The organism is Nostoc sp. (assembly GCF_036916655.1).
Classification (GTDB): Bacteria; Cyanobacteriota; Cyanobacteriia; order Cyanobacteriales; family Nostocaceae; genus Nostoc.
The window spans coordinates 68,247-88,597 of the sequence record NZ_JBALFY010000117.1 but is presented as its reverse complement, the minus strand read 5'-3'; the positions used below and the strand labels follow the sequence as shown (position 1 = coordinate 88,597).

The following is a 20,351-nucleotide window of genomic DNA, read 5'->3' as shown; positions in this document are numbered from 1 at the left end:
CCATGAGAATCCTCAAGATCCAGACCTTACGCGGCCCAAACTATTGGAGCATTCGACGCCACAAACTGATCGTCATGCGCCTCGATTTAGAAACCCTTGGCGAGACGCCCTCGAATGAAATCCCTGGCTTTTATGAAGGATTAGTTGAGGCGCTGCCGAGTCTGGAGGGTCACTATTGTTCGCCTGGCTGTCGTGGTGGTTTTTTGATGCGAGTCAAAGAAGGCACTATGATGGGCCATATCGTGGAACACGTAGCCTTAGAACTCCAAGAATTAGCAGGTATGCATGTCGGCTTTGGTCGCACCCGCGAAACTGCCACACCCGGAATTTATCAAGTAGTAATCGAGTACCTGAATGAGGAAGCGGGACGCTACGCTGGACGAGCCGCAGTACGGCTGTGCCAGAGTATTGTTGATCGAGGCCGTTATCCCAAGGCAGAACTAGAGCAAGATATCCAAGACCTGAAAGACTTCACCCGTGATGCCTCACTAGGCCCCTCCACAGAAGCGATCGTCAAAGAAGCAGAAAAAAGAGGTATTCCCTGGATGTCGCTGGAAGCCCGCTTTTTGATTCAGCTAGGCTATGGCGTCAATCAGAAGCGAATGCAGGCCACAATGACCGATAACACCAGCATTTTGGGTGTAGAACTAGCTTGCGATAAAGAAGCCACTAAACGCATCCTCGCTGCTGCTGGTGCCCCAGTACCCAGAGGTACAGTAATCAACTTTTTAGACGATTTAGAACAAGCTATTGAATTCGTGGGCGGCTATCCCATCGTCATCAAGCCCCTGGATGGCAATCATGGACGTGGGATCACCATTGATATCAGAACTTGGGAAGAAGCTGAAGCTGGATACGAAGCTGCCAGACAGGTTTCTCGGTCAATTATTATCGAAAGATATTATGTTGGGCGCGACCATAGGGTATTAGTGGTAAATGGCAAAGTCGTAGCAGTCGCCGAACGGGTTCCGGCTCATGTCATTGGCAACGGCAGATCCACCATCTCCGAACTAATCGAAGAAACCAACCTTGACCCAAATCGCGGTGAAGGACATGATAACGTTCTCACTAAGATTGAACTAGACCGCACCAGCTACCAATTGCTAGAAAGGCAAGGTTACACCCTAAATAGCGTGCCACCCAAGGGCACTATTTGTTATCTCAGAGCAACAGCCAACTTAAGTACAGGTGGTAGTGCGGTAGACCGTACCGATGAAATTCACCCCGAAAATCTTTGGTTGGCACAACGAGTTGTCAAGATTATCGGTTTGGATATCGCTGGACTCGATATTGTCACCACGGATATTAGCCGTCCGCTGCGGGAAGTTGATGGCGTGATTGTCGAAGTTAACGCCGCCCCCGGCTTCCGAATGCACGTTGCCCCAAGCGTCGGCATTCCCCGTAATGTTGCCGGCGCAGTGATGGATATGCTGTTTCCTAACGAGCAATCTAGCCAAATTCCCATCCTCAGTATCACGGGTACTAATGGTAAAACCACCACTACCCGCCTACTAGCACATATTTATAAACAGACTGGCAAAGTAGTTGGATATACTACTACTGATGGAACATATATCGGTGATTACTTAGTAGAGGCAGGCGATAACACAGGCCCCCAAAGTGCCCACGTCATCCTCCAAGATCCCACAGTAGAAGTAGCAGTGCTGGAAACGGCTCGCGGTGGCATTCTTCGCTCTGGATTGGGCTTTGAAGCCGCAAATGTAGGTGTAGTATTGAATGTAGCCTCAGACCACTTAGGAATAGGCGATATAGATACCATTGAGCAATTAGCTAACCTCAAGAGTGTAGTAGCGGAAGCTGTATTCCCTGATGGCTATGCGGTACTCAATGCCGACGATCGCCGCGTCGCCGCTATGTCAGAGAAAACTAAGGCTAATATTGCTTATTTCACTATGAACCCCGACTCAGAGTTAGTGCGGAAGCACATCCAAAAGGGCGGAGTAGCGGCAGTGTATGAAAATGGCTATTTGTCAATTGTTAAAGGTGATTGGACACACCGGATAGAAAGAGCCGAAAATATACCTTTAACAATGGGCGGACGTGCGCCGTTTATGATTGCCAACGCTTTAGCTGCAAGTTTGGCAGCATTCGTGCAAAACGTCACAATTGAGCAGATTCGGGCTGGTTTGAAGACTTTCCGGGCTTCAGTTAGCCAAACACCGGGACGAATGAATCTATTTAATTTAGGCAACTACCACGCTTTGGTGGATTATGCCCACAATGCAGCCAGTTATGAAGCTGTAGGTTCCTTTGTGCGGAACTGGACTACAGGACAACGGATTGGCGTAATTGGTGGGCCAGGCGATCGCCGCGACGAAGATTTTGTTACTTTGGGTAAGCTAGCAGCGCAAATTTTTGATTACATCATCATCAAAGAAGATGATGATACACGGGGAAGACTACGGGGATCAGCTGCCCAGTTAATTATTCAAGGCATCACCGAAGTTAAGCCTGATAGCCGCTATGAATCAATTTTGGATGAAACCCAAGCGATAAATAAAGGCTTAGACATGGCTCCTGATAACAGTCTGGTGGTAATTTTACCAGAAAGCGTTACTCGCGCGATTAAGTTAATTAAGCTGCGTGGTTTAGCGAAAGAAGAGACACACCAACAAAATGCTGGCACAACTGTTATCGATTCCCAAAATGGAATCGCACCTTCTTCTGTTGTTAATACCTTGTTGTAGTCAAGAGAAGTCAGTGCGCTGACTCCTCCTGACTCCTTTTATTATTGTTTTTCTTCTTCCTGATTGGTTTCCTCGCTGGGAGTTTTCATCTCCTCCTTAAAACCTCGTAGGGTTTTCCCCAGTGCAGTCCCCAGTTCAGGAATTTTTTTTGGGCCGAAAATTAGAATAGCGACTATGCTAATTACAGCTATTTCTGGCCATCCCAGTCCAAACATATAAATTTCCTCTAAGGCATCTGTAATTAAATATAGACATTGATGGCTCACATACCATAAGTTAGCCATTGATGAATGCAACTAACTTCTAATTGGATTGGTAATTGGCAAATCTAACCAATCGCTTAATTCCTGGGCTATCCATTCTAGTTCCGCTTCCGATTTAATCGCACCACTATTACCACCAAGCTGATATTTTTTTACTCCTACCCAAATATCCAATTGTGCGGGAACGGCAATTCTAGTACCTTCAGAGTCTTTAGTAAAATGTTTGGGAATGTAAACTAACTTATTAATATTTTGCCTTGATGATGCACGGGGACGATAAAATTTCCAAGCAAACAACTCCCAGCTTAGGGCAATTTCTTTGGGATTCAGGCGTAGGCAGATGCGTCCAAATAAATTAAAAAGAAATTTATACACCATCATCAAGCCAGCACTCCAAAATGGAAGCGAGAACATGGCAAAGGGGATGTTGACAGGAAAAGGCGCTGAGAGTGCGTTAATTGTCCAAATGAGGATAAATGAATTCCAGACGATCGCAAATAAACCTGTAAATACTATTGATGGATCAAAACCAGATGGTGGAACGATAATTTCTAGAGAATCCCCATTTTTAGTTAGTTGAATCTTACTCCCATCTGGTTTGCCAACAACTAAAGTAGGTAAGTTTGTCGGTTCTGGTTTCTCTAAAGCTGCGATCGCATGGTCAGCAGAACTCAAACGGCGTTCTAAACTAGGTTCAATCATCCACCTTAACCAATTGCTAAAGCTGGGACTGAGATTAGCCGCTTCCTCAAACTGAATCCGAAAATCCTTTTGGGGTAAATCGGCTGGGTGAGTACCCGTCATTAAATAAATTAAGGTTGCACCTAAACTATAAAGGTCTGATGCTGCAACAGTGCGTCCGCCAAATTGCTCTGGTGGCATATAGCCATAAGTTCCGACTACAGTTCTTGTCCCGGTTTCGGTAGCCAAGACGGTTTGTACTGAGCCAAAATCTACCAAATAAACTTGACCAATACTATTACCAGAGCGATCGCCCAATAAAATATTGCTAGGCTTAATATCACGATGAATTACAGGCGGATGTAGCTCATGTAGGTAAACGAGAATCTCTAAAAGTGCTTTAGCTATCTCTTTGACTTCAATTTCTGTAAAAGTCCGCCCAGTTTGTAAACATTGCTCTAAAGTTTGTGCAGGGATATAGGTTTGTACTAGAGCAAATCCTTTGATGGTTGGTAAATTTACCTCAAAATAGTTTAAATAGCCAGGAATTGAGGGATGTGCTAGGTTTTTTAAAGTTTCAGCTTCTCGCTCAAACAACTTGAGTGAATCCCACTCAAAGTCACTACTAAAAGAGAGTAACTTGATGACAACTAATTCCTGAGTTTGCAAATCACGAGCTAATAGCGTCCGCAGCCCTGCTTTCTTTCCTAATAGCTGCTGAACTTCGTAGCGTTCGCCTAATATTTCGCCAATCATTATGTTTTCTTATAATGCTACGGTTGAAAAGTTTTATAGCTTATAGCTCTTCAATATGGCAAATCAATATCTTTAGTATAATTGCGTAATTCTATGCCCTCCCAACTTTGGCCTTATATTACCCCTGGTATTCCCGATGAATTATTTGAACATTTGCCAGGAATTCCCCTGAGCCAGCGAGAAGTCCGACTGCTATTAATTTCGCAACTGCGGCTAAAATCAGATTCCGTGTTGTGGGATATTGGCGCAGGGACAGGTACAATTCCGGTAGAGGTGGGGCTATTGTGTCCAGGTGGACAGATTATTGCTATCGAAAGGGATGAAGAAGTCGCTAATTTGATCAAGCGTAACTGCGATCGCTTTGATGTGAAAAATGTCGAAGTTGTTGAAGGCAGCGCCCCAGAATGTTTACACGATCTTAAGGTTGCCCCTCACCGTATTTGTATCGAAGGAGGACGCCCCATTCAGGAAATACTGCAAGCAGCTTGGCATTATTTGCCGCCATCCGGTCGGGTTGTAGCCACAGCTGCTAATCTAGAAAGTCTATATGCTATTTCTCAGAGCTTTTCTCTGTTAAGGGCTAGAAATATCGAAGTCGTCCAATCTGCGGTTAACCGCTTAGAGACACGCGGCTTTTCTCAAAGCTTTACCGCCGTTGATCCCATTTTTATCCTCAGTGGTGAGAAACTAGACTAAATCCAAAAGATTTTAGATTTTAGATTTTAGATTTTAGATTGGGGATTTAGGGCATAAGAAACCAAGCCACAATTACCAATCCCTAATCTCGAATAGCTAATCTCTAATCCAAAATCCAAAATCCAAAATCCAAAATACTTCTATGCCTTGGTCTCGGATTATTAGTGGAATTGTTGCGATCGCTCTTGCTCTTTCAGTTACCCTTTTGGGTGGTTGGTACTTTACTATCATGTTTGCGGTTATCGTCTTTTTGGGACAACAGGAATATTTTAATTTGGTGCGAGCCAGAGGTATAGTTCCTGCTGCTAAAACCACAATGGCTGCTAGCCAAGTATTGCTGGTAATTTGCACGCTAGATGGCAGTTTAGCTGATGCTGTGATGCCAATAGCTGGCACACTTATTTGTTTTTATCTGCTGTTTCAACCCAAATTTGCCACGATCGCTGATGTTTCCGCTTCCATTATGGGGCTATTTTACGTAGGTTATTTACCAAGTTATTGGGTACGGTTACGAGCAATTGATAGTGCTGCTTTTAGCAATCTCCCTTTTGGAGGTTACTGGCCTACAAACTGGATGGATTTCTGGGATAAGGCAAATTCCGCTTCTCTACCACAAGGTTTTACAGCAACACTACTAACTTTTTTGTGTATTTGGGCAGCCGATATCGGTGCTTATACCATTGGTAAATTCTTTGGAAAAACCCGTCTGTCTGAGATTAGCCCGAAAAAAACTGTAGAAGGTGCTGTCTTTGGTATTACTTCAAGTGTTGCTGTAGCCGTAGCAGGAGCCTATTATCTCCACTTGCCAAATTCCCCTTTCACTGGTTTAGCATTGGGTTTGCTGATTGGCATTGCTAGTCTTTTAGGGGATCTCACTGAATCTATGCTCAAGCGGGATGCTGGAGTTAAAGATTCTGGACAGTTAATCCCCGGCCACGGTGGTATTTTAGACCGTACTGATAGTTATATTTTTACTGCTCCTTTGGTTTATTATTTTGTGACACTACTGTTGCCGCTACTGTAGCGGTTTTCAGTTGAGTTCAATACATACCTAAGAAGAATAGCCCCAACCCTTGTAGGGATTGTCATTAACCACATTTTTGTCACAGTTAAAGTATTGCACTGACCTATATCCCGCCCGGAACTTAAGTTCCGGGCTAATAGCTCAATTCCACTCAAGTGGACTAAAATTCTGATGTAGTCCTCTTGAGAGGACTTATAGCTATTAGCCTTGGAATTCTATTCCGAGGTGGGGTAGCAACTAAGCGGGGGATTGTCCCCTTGTCCTCCTCATCCCTTGAGAGGCACTAGATCATTCAAAATAGGGTATGAGTATTTTTAAATCTGTCATCATCAAGGATTAACGTTAATCTTTCCACGACAGATCAACTTGCCTGGGATCAGTGTTAGTTCTTGGATATCGACATCTGAGCCAAGATCCAGATTGTACTCATGATTGTCCTCTAACATATCTGCTTGGGCAGGCTGAATTGGAATTAGTGCTACTTGCAACTCATGCCCACTGAGTAACTGTAAGCCTAGACAAATCTCTAGAGGCGTTGTTTCACTATTGGTTACTCTCAAACCTCGCAGTATAATTTGGTTGTTCCCCAGAAGAATTTCTTGCCAATTAATTGATTGTGTCTGTGGGTAATGTGTTGGTAAAACCTTAACCAATAAATCACTCAAAGCAGTCGATAATAAGTCAGATGAGAGAGAAGCATTGAGATCCTTCTCGTCTATGATTAAATCGCCAACCACTGGTACTGTTTCTAACAGTCGTAGAGGTTTTCCTTTGAGTACGGAGCCGATGTTTATCCGAATATTTTCTGCTGTTAATTTAATTTGTGTAATCTGGAGACCTTGATAAACTGGATGAGTGGCAAAAATAGATACCGAAGGGATGCGCCCAGAGAAAAGTTGGCGATCGCTCGCTTTGATCTCCACTTCTAATTCTGATATTTGGCTGACTTGCGCTCTTAACCAAAGCTTGACTGCTGTTGTTAGTACCTGCGTAATTATGCGGATTTTATTTGCATTTGTTGTTTGGGAATTTTGCTCTGGCATTTAACCAATCTGTTTATGGGTATTTGTTCAACAACTGAACAGAAATTAAATAAGCCTTAAATGTAACATTTATGCCTACTCGCTACAAAATGCAAATATCATTTAATTGTTAACAGTAAATAAGCAATTTCCACATGGAGGTACGGTTACAAAAAATTATTGCTCAATGGGGTATCGCCTCACGTCGCGAAGCCGAAGAAATGATTAGGCACTCACGGGTGCGGATCAATGGCGTGTTGGCACATTTAGGCCAAAAAGTTGATCCCGAAAAAGATGCGATCGCAATTGATGGTAAACCTGTATCCGAAAAGCAGCGTCCGGCTTTAATATATCTATTGCTGCACAAACCAGCGGGAGTGGTTTCGACTTGCTCCGACCCTCACCACAGACCAACAGTTCTGGATCTACTACCGAAAGAATTACGGGAGGGTTCAGGTATTCACCCAGTTGGCCGTCTAGATGCAGACTCCACAGGAGCATTAATCCTGACCAATGACGGAGAACTGACATTTGGATTAACCCATCCCCGCCACAGTATTTCCAAGACATATCATGTTTTGGTCAAAGGACACCCACCAGAAACAGTACTCCAAAAGTGGCGTCAGGGTGTGATGTTAGAGGGTAGAAAAACTAGGGCTGCTAAGGTACGTCTAATCGAACGCCGTGCCGAGCAAAGCTTTTTAGAAATAGTGTTGCAGGAGGGAAGAAATCGCCAAATTCGCCGCATAGCTCAACAGTTAGGATACCCAGTCATTAAGCTGCATCGGACTGCTATCGGCCCAATTCAATTACAAACTCTAAAGGAACCCTTTTTGTCAGAGGGTAAATATCGTTCCCTCAAAGATCATGAGATTCACTTTTTGCAAGAACAAATAACGCAACCTATTAATGATTTAGCGGAATTAAGGAGTGTCAGTAGGCATGAAATGGCTAAGAAAGAAGAATAATCACCAGCCATCACTTTCATTAGAGGAACAACGAGCCGAAAAGCTAGCAGAATTAGGCGCTCAACTTTGGGCATTACGGCAAGAACAGGGTCTTTCTCTAGAGCAAGTGGTTGTATTGACCAGAATTCCTCGGCGATTATTGCAGGCGATCGAAGAAGGTAATTTAAACGATTTGCCAGAACCAGTCTATATTCAGGGTTTGATTAGGCAATTTGCGGAAGCTCTAGGCTTGAATGGAGTAGAATTTTCTGGCACTTTTCCAATCAGTTCTGCACAAGCGAACTCCCAAGGTATTGGGGATGCTTCACCCTTGGCTCAATTACGTCCAATTCATCTCTACTTTCTTTACATATTGCTAATAGTATGCTCTGTAAATGGGTTATCTCAGCTATTAAATAACGCGGTACTACAAGCAAGTAATAGCCAAAATCAGCCATATCCCAAACAAAAGTCTGTTGTCAAACCAGAATTAGCTCAACTAAAAGAGTCTATGGAGGTACAACCCGTCAGCGACAACCTGAGCGGTGTCCAAAAGGAACAGGTTGTACAGATTGGTGTCACATTGAAAGCCTCATCTTGGATTCGGGTAGTAGCCGATGGCAAAACCGAGTTTGAGGGTATTCTGCCAGAGGGAACTCATCGAATTTGGAAAGCCCAAGAGCAATTGACAGTGAAAACTGATAATGCTGGAGGTGTTTTGATGAGTGTCAATCAGGAGAAAGCTAAAGAAATGGGAGAACCGGGGAAAGAGGAAGAAGTTAGGATTGCTGCCAAGCCTAAGTTTTGAAATATAGGGCATTGGGCATGGGGCATTGGGCATTGGTTATTTATTATTTCTCCCCCTGCCTCCCCTGCTCCCCCTGCTCCCCCTGCCTCACTGCTCTTCCGGGGCGCGTCCATTAAGTCTAGTCAGAACTTTTAGGCGATCGCGCCATTCATCTCTCAAGGCTCCTTCTTGATAGCGCCATTCCCAGTTATCCTCAGCAATACTGGGAAAATTCATCCGCGCTTCGTTTCCTAATCCCAAAATATCTTGCAAAGGAATAATCGCTTGGTTAGCGATGGAACTCAAAGCTAGGCGAATTAAATCCCAGTGGACTCCTTCAGAGCTGATGCAACCTAAATAAAGCCATAAGTTTTGCTTTTCGTTGTCATTAGCTGTGTTGAACCAGCCGATGGTTGTGTCATTATCGTGAGTACCAGTATAAACTACAGCATTTCGTGAGTAATTGAATGGCAAAAATGGATTAGCGGGATCTGAACCAAAGGCAAACTGCAAAATTTTCATTCCCGGAAATTCATACTTGTCTCGCAGCGCTTCTACCTCTGGTGTAATTACCCCCAAATCTTCTGCTAAGACGGGTAGCTTGCCCAACTTCTGTTTAATCGCTTCAAAAAAAGCGTCCCCAGGTGCTTCCACCCATTCGCCATTAATGGCAGTTTCTTCACCTTTGGGTACTGACCAATATGCCTCGAAGCCCCGAAAGTGGTCAATGCGAATTATATCGACATAATCCAGCATGGCCTCAAAACGCTGTACCCACCATTTAAAGTCTTGTTTTTGCAGTTCCTCCCAGTTATAAACCGGGTTTCCCCACAATTGACCAGTGGCGCTAAAGTAATCTGGTGGAACTCCTGCCATTTGGGCAACTTCCCCCGTTTCTTCGTCTAAGCAAAAGATGTTGGGATGCGCCCACACATCGGCACTATCATGAGCTACATAGATAGGGATATCGCCGATAATGTCAATGCCGCGCATATTCGCGTAGTTTTTCAGGTCTGACCACTGCCGGAAAAACTCAAATTGGATGAACTTGTAATAAAAAATATCTCCGTTGAGCCGGCTTTCTACCTGAGCTAATGCTTCTGGTTCCCGCTTGACAAATTCAGGCTTCCATGTATTCCAACTTGCTCCATTGTTAGCATCTTTCAGCGCCATAAATAAGGCGTAATTATCTAACCAATAGGCTTTACTGTCGCAAAAGCCTTCAAACTCTTTATGCTGGATCGGCGTAGCATTGGCTCTAAAGTTTTCACAGGCTTTTTTGAGTAGCCCAATTTTAATCGGTACAACCTGCTCAAAATCTACCTTTTCTGCTGGAAATCCTGGTAAATTAGCAAAGTCTTCTTCAGATAGTAAACCTTCTTCTAAGAGTTTTTCTGGGCTAATGAGCAGCGGATTTCCCGCCATTGCTGAGTAGCACATATATGGGGAATTACCGTATCCAGTGGGGCCCAGCGGTAAAACTTGCCAATATTGTTGATGGCTTTCTTTGAGAAAATCAATGAAGCGATAGGCTTCTAAGCCTAAATCCCCAACGCCAAATCGACTGGGAAAGGAGGTAGGATGCAGCAAAATGCCACTGGATCTAGGAAAAGGCATAAGTAACCTGAATTATGAGAGAGAGCAATTGTCTGATGGAGACGCGATGCGATTGCCCAAGGGGCAGTGGCAAAGCCAACGCATCGAATTTATCACTGAACGGTATTTGCAGGGGAAATCAAGTAAACTCATTTTGTTTGTCATTTGTCTTTTGTCATTTGTCCTTTGGCAATAACCAATGACTCATGACCAATGACCAATGATCAATGACTCATGACTAAATAACTATGACTTACCGAAATCCTACACCAACAGTTGATATCATCATTGAACTAGTAGATCGACCTCATCGGCCAATAGTGTTAATTGAAAGACATAATCTACCTTTAGGTTGGGCTATTCCTGGTGGCTTTGTAGATTATGGCGAAGCTGTGGAAGTGGCGGCGCGGCGAGAAGCTGAGGAAGAGATAGGTTTACAGGTAGAGTTGGTTGAACAATTACTCGTGTATTCTGATCCCAATCGCGATCCGCGTCAGCATACGATTAGCATTGTGTTTTTGGCGACAGCTAAGGGTGAACCAAAGGCTGGCGATGATGCTAAGAGTGTAGGGATTTTTGAGTATTGGTGTGTGCCTGGTAATTTATGTTTTGACCACGATCGCATTTTGCGCGATTATTGGCGATATCGGCATTATGGGATACGTCCGAGGTTGGGGTAGGAGGAACGAACCGCAAAGGACGCAAAGAGAAAGGCAGAAGAATACCTGCGACACAAAGTTTTTGTGATTATACTGTGTCAGTGGTATTTAAAGGTGCATTATGGACGCTGAGGAACTGTTGGAAAGATACGCCGCAGGGGAGCGGAAATTTAATTCTGCAAATCTTAGAGGGCTAGACTTCAAAGGTGCAGATTTAACTCAGATAGACCTACAACAAGCAAATTTGAATGGGGCAGACTTGAGCGAAACAACATTAATAAAAGCTCACCTTTTGCAAACAAGCCTTTCTAGGGCGTCCCTAACATTTTCAAATTTGATGTGGGTACAAGGTACGTCAATTAATTTAAGCTGGGCAGACCTTAGCGGTTCAGACTTAAGTTATGCAAATTTGAGATCTGCAAATCTGACTGGAGCAGACTTGACTAGAGCAAACTTTACTCAGGTAGAACTAACTGGAGTAAATCTTCAAGGTGCAAATCTTCATAAAGCTATACTCCGGGGAGTTAGTTTGGAGAAATGTAATTTGTCAGGAATGAATTTAGCTGAGGCTGATTTAGTTGGGGTATATCTAGAACAAGCAAACCTAAAAAAAGCCTGTCTACAAGAAGCAAATCTAGAAAGAGCTTGTCTGTCAAATTCAAACCTAATGATGGCAAACCTTAATGGTGCAAACCTGAAAAAGGCAAATTTAACTGGCGCAAATATCTACGGAACAACCTTTAAAAATGCAGACCTAACTGGTGCGATAATGCCTGATGGAGAGATTTACAAACCGATCGCAGCTGAAGCAGAAATCGGTAAACAAGAAACATCGTTAGAGAAAGTAATATCTATGACACGTAAAGTAATTAATACTGATAACGCACCTGCACCAGTGGGCCCTTATAATCAAGCGATCGCAGCTTCCGGTCAATTTTTATTCATTGCTGGACAAATTGCCATCGATCCCCGCCTTGGTGATGTCGTCTACACTGATGATGTCAAAAAGCAAACTGAGCAGGTATTAGCTAACCTTGAAGCCATTCTCATAGCTGCTGGTGCGACTTTTCAAGACGTGGTAAAGACCACTGTATTTTTAGCTGATATGAATGATTTCGCGGCGGTGAATGCCATTTATGCTAAATATTTCCCAGAAGATACAGCCCCAGCGCGGGCTTGTGTGCAGGTATCGCGCTTACCTAAAGATGTGTTGGTAGAAATTGATGCGATCGCTGTAATTAGCGGTTAGGAAAAATAGAACAGTGAGCAAAATCTTAACGGTTACATTTAATTGTTCTGTTTTGCGATGTAACTTCCATTCAACAAACGCGATCGCCTCTATAACTTTGGGAATACTGAAATTAAGTACCTAAGTAGTATTAAAAATTGCAGAAAAATCGTATCAGTGCCAGTATCGCCCCAGCAGACAAAGAAGTACTCATGCAGGCGATGCCTGCGGCGGGCTACGTCTACGCTTTTACAACTCTACCCAACTCATGACAAAGTGTAGGCGATCGCTTCATTCCCAACTTTTACAAAAGCTTGGCAAAAATTACCCCTAAAAGTGAAGAACCTGCACTAGGTTGTTAGGGTGTGGGTAAGCGATCGTAAGATTCCGGTTAAAAATTGTTCAATAGAAACCCTTCCACTCAAAAAACTGGCCTTAATTAAAGCCAGTTTTTTGATTTTATTGCTAACTTCTAGCAAATTTTACAGCCGAGCATTAATGGAACTGGAACACACTTAATGAAGATATTATTAAGCTTTCTCATTGAAATGTCAAGATTTAACTATTTTTTTCAGCAAAACTTACCGTTAGATATCGCTACTTCCCTTATATTCTCAGGCTTTGCGGATAAATTATTGTCACCAAAATGCTGATTGATCAGCGCCGGGATTTGTGAAGCTTGAATTCGGCTATGGCGAGTTTTATCTGGCATAACTAGGTTTGGCCCAGCTTTACAGTTTTTCATACAACCAGTGCCCTTGATTGTAACTTGGTCTTCTAAACCGCGATCGTTTAAAGCCGCCTCCAATGCCTGACAAACTCCGTTACCACCGCGTTTCATACAATCAGACTTTTGACACACCAAAATCGTGGCCTTAGTCTTAACTGGCTTTACTTTGACGTTATCAATAGATGGGGGTTCTTGTGGTGCTGCGATCGTTTGAACTGTCGCCATTTTAGAATTCGCCGCCATTACACGTTCAGCTTTCAGTGTAACTTTGTCTTTTTTTATATCGTATTCTTTATAACCAACAACTTGTAGCCAAGTACCTGCTGGTAGCCGCAAATCAAAAGCAGCCCGTAAATGTTTAGCAAGTTTAACGTAGCATTCACCCTCATGAGTACTCAACAGTAGACCTTTGAGCTTATAGCCATCTTTAATAACAAAATTTATAAACCTGCCTTCAAGGCAAAATTCTGAAATCTGAGATACACCCATTTTTTTGACCTCCTCTTAACTAATACAAGCTATCAAGCAATAAATTCTCAGCAGTACCCACAGATTAGAACTATTGATAGCGACTCTGCCAGCAGCACTCAAGAGTCCAAATCTGGTCTTGACGAGAGACTGTAAATCGCCGTATCACACTCCAAAGTTGAACAGCCGCAGTCGGATTGCCAATTTCAACTTTCAATGGCTGGTTAGCCTCACAACTACAGGGAATGTCTAACTCCTTTAGGCGTTGATAGACTTGCCAGCGGTCTGTCCAATTCACCTCAACAAGGTGACTTATTTCTATTTCCGAACTAAACGATTTCAAGAAAATTGCCCTCAAAGTGCAACAAACTTACAGTAAGCACCGCAATCTTACTCCCAGCTTTTTCAAAGTTTTAGCAGTTTAACCTCTTAAAACCAGCATAGCTTAAGTGCAAACAATTCTCATTAATTTTGGAAAAAAATAAAATTTTTGTAGCGATCGCATCAGGCAGAAATCCAGTCAAAATTCTTGCAGAAACTTCTCGCAGCGCTAGGGGATATAAGATTTAAGTTCCCGCAGAGCGAGAGATGAAGGAGAAAATTTTACCTTGTCTTTCGCATATCTCACATCGAAAGTTCTGCACACTTAAGCTCATCTGTCAAGATTGATAATCATAGATATATGTAATTTAATGAAACTACCATCATCCACCAAACAACAAACTAGAGATTTTTGGTAGGTAAAAATACAAAATCTTGTGATGGCAGATTGGCTTGCTCTTATTATTAAAATGTTAATATGTAAGGAATAAGCAGTTAAAATCTATAGCTGCTCAAAAGCGAGGAGAACAATGTCTGAAACGCAAATTTTGTTACGAAATTTTGGTCATGTATATGACAATCCTGTATTGCTGGATCACAGCGTAACTGCTCCAGTGACAGAAGGATTTAACGTTATATTAGCTAGTTTCCAGGCACTTTACTTGCAGTACCAAAAGCATCATTTTGTAGTTGAAGGCTCAGAATTTTATTCTCTGCATGAGTTTTTCAACGAAAGCTACAACCAAGTACAAGACCATATCCATGAAATTGGAGAACGATTGGATGGTCTAGGTGGTGTGCCAGTAGCTACCTTTAGCAAATTAGCAGAATTAACTGTTTTTGAGCAAGAATCCGAAGGCGTATATTCTTCTCGCCAAATGGTGGAAAATGACCTAGCTGCCGAACAAGCGATTATTGGCGTAATTCGCCGTCAAGCTGCTCAGGCAGAGAGTTTAGGCGATCGGGGTACACGCTATCTGTACGAAAAGATTTTGTTGAAAACTGAGGAACGTGCTTATCATTTGTCACACTTCCTCGCTAAAGACAGCTTAACTTTAGGATTTGTCCAAGCTGCTCAAAGCTAAAACTCTCATAATCTAGATTTATCTATCTAGACTGAAAAAAAGTTGGCAGCACTAACTCTTAAAATATTATAAAAAATGGCAGAGAATGTTATCCCTACATCTCTGCCATTTTTAATTTAAGTAAACATATTTACATAATATTTAACATTGATAAGATTTAGCAATTAGCTAGTGAAAATAAATTCCTATCTAAGTAATCTATCTGTGCATAAATAAGTAAATGGATATATGCCACAATAAATCACCAGTCGTTGAAAAATATTATCCGGTTAAATAATAAAAATTTGCAAAAGCTTTAAAAATTTAAGTATCACAATTAAATAAAATTGGAGATACAAAATAATTGTTGGGAATTGGATACTGGGAATTGGGGAATGGGTATTTGAAAAACTTTTTCCTAGTCCCCAGTCCCCACTCCCTACTCCCTCTTTGTCATCAAACTTAGAAAACTTAATAATAAAAAGCACGATGGGGGGTAAAGACACTTAAAATAATCAGGATTTGTATTCTCGTATTCCAAGGCAACGACTATGCCCCGCCGTGACGACCTCCAGAAGATTCTACTGTTAGGTTCTGGTCCAATTGTGATCGGACAAGCCTGTGAGTTTGACTACTCTGGCACTCAAGCCTGCAAAGCGCTCCGAGAAGAAGGCTATGAAGTGGTTTTGGTCAACTCCAACCCTGCAACGATTATGACCGACCCGGAAACGGCCGATCGCACTTACATTGAGCCGCTGACACCGGAATTGGTCGAAAAAGTCATTGAGAAAGAACGCCCCGATGCTTTACTACCAACGATGGGAGGACAAACCGCCCTCAACCTCGCCGTTGCTTTAGCCAAAAATGGCGTGTTGGAAAAGTATGGCGTTGAGTTAATTGGCGCTAAACTCCCAGCGATCGAAAAAGCCGAAGATCGAAAACTGTTTGGTGAAGCAATGGCAAGGATTGGAGTAGCTGTTTGTCCCAGCGATACCGCCGAATCTTTAGAAGAAGCCAAAGCTGTTGCCCGCCAAATTGGTACTTATCCCCTAATTATTCGTCCAGCCTTCACAATGGGAGGAAGTGGCGGTGGTATTGCCTACAACCAGGAAGAATTTGAAGAAATGGCACAGGTGGGTATAGATGCCAGTCCTGTTTCGCAAATTCTCATTGACCAGTCTTTACTCGGCTGGAAAGAATATGAACTCGAAGTGATGCGTGATTTGGCAGATAACGTGGTGATTATCTGCTCCATCGAAAACCTTGACCCGATGGGCATTCACACAGGGGATTCTATTACCGTCGCTCCCGCACAAACCCTGACTGATAAAGAATATCAAAGGCTGCGGGATATGGCAATTAAAATCATCCGTGAGATCGGGGTGGAAACTGGTGGTTCTAATATTCAATTTGCCGTCAATCCTCTGAATGGGGATGTAGTTGTAATTGAGATGAACCCCCGCGTTTCCCGCAGTTCGGCTTTATCTTCAAAAGCTACAGGTTTCCCCATCGCCAAAATGGCCGCAAAATTGGCTGTGGGTTATACCTTGGATGAAATTAAAAATGACATCACCAAGAAAACTCCCGCATCCTTTGAGCCGACAATTGACTATGTGGTGACAAAAATCCCCCGCTTCGCCTTTGAAAAGTTCCCCGGTTCTGACCCAGTGCTGACAACTCAAATGAAGTCTGTCGGGGAAGCAATGGCAATTGGGCGGACGTTCAACGAATCCTTTCAAAAGGCACTGCGATCGCTCGAAACCGGACGCGCTGGTTGGGGTTGCGATAAAGCCGAAAAATTACCCAGTGGTGAACAAATTCGCGCCCAACTACGCACACCTAACCCCGATCGCATTTTCGCCGTGCGTCATGCCTTGCAGCAAGGCATGACCATTAAAGAAATCTATGAACTGACTGGTATTGACCGCTGGTTCCTAGATAAATTGCAGCAACTTCTAGAAGTCGAAAAATTCCTGAAGCGGACACCTTTGCAGCAATTGACAAAAGAACAACTTTATGAAGTGAAGCGAGACGGATATAGCGATCGCCAGATTGCCTATGCCACCAAAACCACCGAAGATGAAGTTCGCGCCTACCGCAAGTCACTAGGAATCATCCCAGTTTACAAAACTGTAGATACCTGCGCTGCTGAATTTGAAGCCTTTACGCCCTACTACTATTCTACCTACGAAGAAGAAACAGAAGTTTTGCCCGCAACCAAACCAAAAGTATTAATTTTGGGTGGTGGTCCCAACCGCATTGGGCAAGGAATTGAGTTTGATTATTGTTGTTGTCATGCCGCTTATGCCTTGAAAGATGCGGGTTATGAGACGATTATGGTCAACTCTAACCCAGAGACAGTTTCGACAGATTACGATACTAGCGATCGCCTTTACTTTGAGCCTTTAACAAAAGAAGATGTCCTTAACATCATCGAAACCGAAAATCCAGTCGGAGTAATTATCCAGTTTGGCGGGCAAACACCGCTAAAGTTGGCTATCCCATTACAAGAATTCCTTAGCAATAATACTTCTGGACTAGTCACTAAAATCTGGGGTACATCACCAGATTCTATCGACATGGCAGAAAACCGAGAGCGGTTTGAAAAGATTCTCCAACAGTTGAATATTTCCCAGCCGCCCAATGGTATCGCTCGGAGTTACGAAGATGCGCTGATTGTCGCCAAACGTATAGGCTATCCGGTGGTGGTGCGTCCCAGCTATGTGTTAGGGGGACGGGCGATGGAAATCGTGTATTCCGATGCTGAGTTGGAACGTTACATGACCTTTGCAGTACTAGTGGAACCAGAACATCCGATTTTGATTGATAAGTTTTTGGAAAACGCCATTGAAGTCGATGTAGATGCGATCGCCGATCATACCGGACGGGTAGTGATTGGTGGTATTATGGAACACATCGAGCAAGCTGGGATTCACTCAGGAGATTCCGCTTGTTCCTTGCCCTCCATTTCCTTATCACCAGCAGTTCTCAATCAGATTCGCACTTGGACGGTGCAGCTAGCACAAGCCCTGTCAGTCGTCGGGTTGATGAATATTCAGTTTGCTGTGATCGGTGCAAGCAGTTATTCTCCCCAAGTTTATATTCTCGAAGCTAATCCCCGCGCCTCGCGCACAGTACCATTTGTATCTAAAGCTACAGGGGTACAGTTAGCGAAACTAGCATCCTTAATTATGTCAGGCAAAACCTTAGAGGAGCTACATTTCACCGAGGAAGTCATACCCACACATATTGCTGTAAAAGAAGCTGTATTACCCTTTAATAAATTCCCTGGAACTGATACAATATTAGGCCCAGAAATGAGATCCACTGGTGAGGTGATGGGGATTGACAGTGACTTTGGCCGGGCCTTTGCCAAAGCAGAATTAGGTGCTGGGGAGCGTTTACCGCTAACGGGAACTGTATTTGTATCAATGAGCGATCGCGATAAAGCTGCTGCAAGTGGTGTGGTGAAGGAATTTATCGATTTGGGCTTTACAGTGATGGCTACCCTTGGTACACGCCGAGTTCTTATCGAACAGGGGTTAAATATTGAGTTGGTGTTGAAACTCCATGAAGGTCGTCCCCATGTTCTAGATGCAATCAAAAACCAAAAAATCCAACTTATTATCAACACACCATCCGGGGAAGAAGCCCAGACTGATGCTAGGTTAATCCGCCGCACAGCCTTAGCTTACAAAATTCCCATCATTACTACCATTGCCGGCGCAAAAGCTACCGTCGCCGCCATCCGTTCCTTACAGAATACGACTTTGGACGTAAAAACCATCCAAGAGTACTGTGCGATTGCGAGGGAGTAGGGAGTAGGGAGTAGGGAGCAGGGGAGCAGAGGAGCAGGGGAGCAGGGGAGCAGGGGAGCAGAGGAGCAGAGGAGCAGGGGAGCAGGGGAGCAGGGGAGCAAGGAAGAATAACCAATACTCAATACCCAATCCCCAATCCCCAATCCCCAAGAAAATTAAGTCATTGTTATAAGAGAATGAATATAGTTCTCATTGAGATACTTTAACAAATATGAGGAAGCTTATGTTAACCAGATAATTTCTTAAATTCACTTATAGTCATCCTTAAGATAGAGGGCGACGTTGCATGAACTGGAACAACCAGGAAATTTAATGTCGCCATCTAGCCAAAACATTCTCATAAATGTTACAATTCTTAATAAGAATCCAATAAAAAATGTTTAATAAGCAACCTTTTATCTAACTGTAGATACTTGTGAAAAGTAGGAAATAACTGTAGTTTTAGCAGTTAAGAAGCCTAAATTTGATTATTATGAGCAGCCGAGTTTATCGGGCGCGTAAGTTGCAAACCATAGTATAGGTTCCCAGTCTAACTGGGTAACACCCTAATAAAGCATCTATCCCTTAATGACCCTACCGCCAAACCCATCATTACCAAAGAGTAGCGCCATGAAGACCGCTCAGACAGCCACAGACCTCGTGCGGACTTACCTGCGTGAGATTGGCCGTGTGCCACTCTTAACACACGAGGAAGAGATTTTCTATGGTAAACAGGTGCAACGTTCCTGCGCTTTGCACGAATCAAGAGAAAATCTTGCCACCCAGCTAGATCGTCAACCGACTCTAGAAGAGTGGGCCACAGCAACAAACCTAGAACCAGCAGAGTTGAACGAAGCGATCGCAGACGGTGAAATTGCCAAGCGTAAGATGGTAGAAGCCAATTTGCGGCTGGTAGTCTCCGTTGCTAAAAAGTACATCAAGCGCAACGTCGATTTACTGGACTTGATCCAAGAAGGTAGTATTGGTATGCAACGGGGCGTAGAAAAGTTTGACCCCACCAAAGGGTACAGATTTTCTACTTATGCCTATTGGTGGATTCGGCAAGCAATTACTCGTGCTATTGCCGAAAAAGCCCGCACCATTCGGCTGCCGATCCATATCACCGAAAAATTAAATAAGATTAAAAAGGCACAGCGCCAATTGTCTCAAAAATTGGGGCGCGCTCCCACAGCTGGAGAGCTAGCCGAAGAATTAGAATTGACCCCCAAACAAGTACGAGAGTATTTAGAAAAGGCGCGTTTACCTCTTTCTTTAGATTTGCGGTTGGGTGATAATTACGACACTGAACTCGGAGAAATGCTGGAAGATCCAGGAGCATCTCCCGAAGAGTTCGTCATGCAATCTTCCTTATCTTATGACTTAGATCGCCTAATGGGCGATCTAACGCCACAACAGAGGGAAGTAATTACGTTGCGCTTTGGGTTAACTGATGGGCAAGCGCTGACTCTGGCGAGAATTGGTGAAATCTTGAACATTAGTCGAGAACGAGTGCGGCAAATTGAGCGAGAAGCTTTAACTAAACTTCGTAAATCTAAAGCCAATATGGATGAATATTTGGCAAGTTAGGGTAAAGTTAGGAGTTA

At 43.4% G+C, this 20,351-nt stretch carries 16 protein-coding genes; 10 read left to right on the top strand and 6 right to left on the bottom strand.

Features of this window, described 5'->3' with window-relative positions:
* The first annotated feature begins 2 nt into the window (after positions 1-2).
* Complete coding sequence (gene cphA / locus V7L31_RS30840; protein WP_334699751.1) at positions 3-2,708, top strand: cyanophycin synthetase; 2,706 nt, start codon at positions 3-5, stop codon at positions 2,706-2,708.
* A 41-nt stretch (positions 2,709-2,749) separates the two neighbouring features.
* Here the strand turns inward: cphA and tatA are convergent, their stop codons facing one another.
* On the bottom strand, positions 2,750-2,923 hold the full coding sequence (tatA, locus tag V7L31_RS30835; protein WP_094348761.1) for a twin-arginine translocase TatA/TatE family subunit: 174 nt from the start codon (positions 2,921-2,923) through the stop codon (positions 2,750-2,752).
* An 81-nt stretch (positions 2,924-3,004) separates the two neighbouring features.
* Complete coding sequence (locus V7L31_RS30830; protein WP_334699750.1) at positions 3,005-4,408, bottom strand: serine/threonine protein kinase; 1,404 nt, start codon at positions 4,406-4,408, stop codon at positions 3,005-3,007.
* Between the two features lie 93 nt (positions 4,409-4,501).
* Between V7L31_RS30830 and cbiT the strand changes: the two genes are divergently transcribed.
* Positions 4,502-5,104, top strand: coding sequence for a precorrin-6Y C5,15-methyltransferase subunit CbiT (cbiT, locus tag V7L31_RS30825; RefSeq protein WP_292849404.1), 603 nt, complete (start codon positions 4,502-4,504; stop codon positions 5,102-5,104).
* 142 nt (positions 5,105-5,246) lie between these two features.
* A complete protein-coding gene (locus V7L31_RS30820; RefSeq protein ID WP_334699749.1) occupies positions 5,247-6,128 on the top strand; it encodes a phosphatidate cytidylyltransferase in 882 nt (293 codons plus the stop codon).
* Positions 6,129-6,457: 329 nt separating this feature from the next.
* Here the strand turns inward: V7L31_RS30820 and V7L31_RS30815 are convergent, their stop codons facing one another.
* Positions 6,458-7,171, bottom strand: coding sequence for an LmeA family phospholipid-binding protein (locus V7L31_RS30815; RefSeq protein WP_334699748.1), 714 nt, complete (start codon positions 7,169-7,171; stop codon positions 6,458-6,460).
* 134 nt (positions 7,172-7,305) lie between these two features.
* Between V7L31_RS30815 and V7L31_RS30810 the strand changes: the two genes are divergently transcribed.
* Together V7L31_RS30810 and V7L31_RS30805 are read left to right on the top strand one after the other, a co-directional pair.
* Positions 7,306-8,118: a pseudouridine synthase gene (locus tag V7L31_RS30810; protein WP_334699747.1), complete on the top strand. Its 813-nt coding sequence runs from the start codon at positions 7,306-7,308 to the stop codon at positions 8,116-8,118.
* Positions 8,093-8,905, top strand: a complete 813-nt coding sequence (locus tag V7L31_RS30805; protein WP_334699746.1) for a helix-turn-helix domain-containing protein — start codon at positions 8,093-8,095, stop codon at positions 8,903-8,905. The genes V7L31_RS30810 and V7L31_RS30805 overlap by 26 nt, the downstream gene beginning before the upstream one ends.
* Before the next feature lie 87 nt (positions 8,906-8,992).
* Here V7L31_RS30805 and malQ read toward each other — a convergent pair whose 3' ends face one another.
* Positions 8,993-10,501 (bottom strand): 4-alpha-glucanotransferase, encoded by a 1,509-nt coding sequence (malQ, locus tag V7L31_RS30800; RefSeq protein ID WP_334699745.1) that lies wholly within the window; start codon positions 10,499-10,501, stop codon positions 8,993-8,995.
* 227 nt (positions 10,502-10,728) lie between these two features.
* Here malQ and V7L31_RS30795 point away from each other — a divergent pair, with 227 nt between their 5' ends.
* Entirely contained in the window at positions 10,729-11,160 is a 432-nt protein-coding gene (locus V7L31_RS30795; RefSeq protein ID WP_334699744.1) for an NUDIX hydrolase, read from the top strand.
* Positions 11,161-11,260: 100 nt separating this feature from the next.
* On the top strand, positions 11,261-12,388 hold the full coding sequence (locus V7L31_RS30790) for a Rid family detoxifying hydrolase (protein ID WP_334699743.1): 1,128 nt from the start codon (positions 11,261-11,263) through the stop codon (positions 12,386-12,388).
* Between the two features lie 550 nt (positions 12,389-12,938).
* Here V7L31_RS30790 and V7L31_RS30785 read toward each other — a convergent pair.
* Together V7L31_RS30785 and V7L31_RS30780 are read right to left on the bottom strand one after the other, a co-directional pair.
* Positions 12,939-13,586 carry a (2Fe-2S) ferredoxin domain-containing protein gene (locus tag V7L31_RS30785; RefSeq protein WP_334699742.1) on the bottom strand — a complete coding sequence of 216 codons (648 nt, stop codon included), beginning with the start codon at positions 13,584-13,586 and terminating at the stop codon, positions 12,939-12,941.
* Positions 13,587-13,656: 70 nt separating this feature from the next.
* Entirely contained in the window at positions 13,657-13,908 is a 252-nt protein-coding gene (locus V7L31_RS30780) for an Asr1405/Asl0597 family protein (protein WP_334699741.1), read from the bottom strand.
* 508 nt (positions 13,909-14,416) lie between these two features.
* Here V7L31_RS30780 and V7L31_RS30775 point away from each other — a divergent pair.
* The 3 genes from V7L31_RS30775 to V7L31_RS30765 all read left to right on the top strand — a co-directional run bounded on the left by V7L31_RS30775 (position 14,417) and on the right by V7L31_RS30765 (position 20,334).
* Positions 14,417-14,971, top strand: a complete 555-nt coding sequence (locus tag V7L31_RS30775; protein ID WP_334699740.1) for a Dps family protein — start codon at positions 14,417-14,419, stop codon at positions 14,969-14,971.
* A gap of 530 nt (positions 14,972-15,501) precedes the next feature.
* On the top strand, positions 15,502-18,768 hold the full coding sequence (carB, locus tag V7L31_RS30770; RefSeq protein ID WP_334699739.1) for a carbamoyl-phosphate synthase large subunit: 3,267 nt from the start codon (positions 15,502-15,504) through the stop codon (positions 18,766-18,768).
* Between the two features lie 609 nt (positions 18,769-19,377).
* The gene (locus V7L31_RS30765; RefSeq protein WP_334699738.1) at positions 19,378-20,334 is read left to right on the top strand and encodes an RNA polymerase sigma factor, RpoD/SigA family; all 957 of its coding nucleotides are present in this window, start codon (positions 19,378-19,380) and stop codon (positions 20,332-20,334) included.
* Positions 20,335-20,351 lie beyond the last annotated feature (17 nt).

Bases quoted from the DNA above. Each gene is read 5' to 3' on its own strand.
- cphA (WP_334699751.1), top strand. From the start codon at position 3: ATGAGAATCCTCAAGATCCAGACCTTACGCGGCCCAAACTATTGGAGC.
- tatA (WP_094348761.1), bottom strand. From the start codon at position 2,923: ATGTTTGGACTGGGATGGCCAGAAATAGCTGTAATTAGCATAGTCGCT.
- V7L31_RS30830 (WP_334699750.1), bottom strand. From the start codon at position 4,408: ATGATTGGCGAAATATTAGGCGAACGCTACGAAGTTCAGCAGCTATTA.
- cbiT (WP_292849404.1), top strand. From the start codon at position 4,502: ATGCCCTCCCAACTTTGGCCTTATATTACCCCTGGTATTCCCGATGAA.
- V7L31_RS30820 (WP_334699749.1), top strand. From the start codon at position 5,247: ATGCCTTGGTCTCGGATTATTAGTGGAATTGTTGCGATCGCTCTTGCT.
- V7L31_RS30815 (WP_334699748.1), bottom strand. From the start codon at position 7,171: ATGCCAGAGCAAAATTCCCAAACAACAAATGCAAATAAAATCCGCATA.
- V7L31_RS30810 (WP_334699747.1), top strand. From the start codon at position 7,306: ATGGAGGTACGGTTACAAAAAATTATTGCTCAATGGGGTATCGCCTCA.
- V7L31_RS30805 (WP_334699746.1), top strand. From the start codon at position 8,093: ATGAAATGGCTAAGAAAGAAGAATAATCACCAGCCATCACTTTCATTA.
- malQ (WP_334699745.1), bottom strand. From the start codon at position 10,501: ATGCCTTTTCCTAGATCCAGTGGCATTTTGCTGCATCCTACCTCCTTT.
- V7L31_RS30795 (WP_334699744.1), top strand. From the start codon at position 10,729: ATGACTTACCGAAATCCTACACCAACAGTTGATATCATCATTGAACTA.
- V7L31_RS30790 (WP_334699743.1), top strand. From the start codon at position 11,261: ATGGACGCTGAGGAACTGTTGGAAAGATACGCCGCAGGGGAGCGGAAA.
- V7L31_RS30785 (WP_334699742.1), bottom strand. From the start codon at position 13,586: ATGGGTGTATCTCAGATTTCAGAATTTTGCCTTGAAGGCAGGTTTATA.
- V7L31_RS30775 (WP_334699740.1), top strand. From the start codon at position 14,417: ATGTCTGAAACGCAAATTTTGTTACGAAATTTTGGTCATGTATATGAC.
- carB (WP_334699739.1), top strand. From the start codon at position 15,502: ATGCCCCGCCGTGACGACCTCCAGAAGATTCTACTGTTAGGTTCTGGT.
- V7L31_RS30765 (WP_334699738.1), top strand. From the start codon at position 19,378: ATGAAGACCGCTCAGACAGCCACAGACCTCGTGCGGACTTACCTGCGT.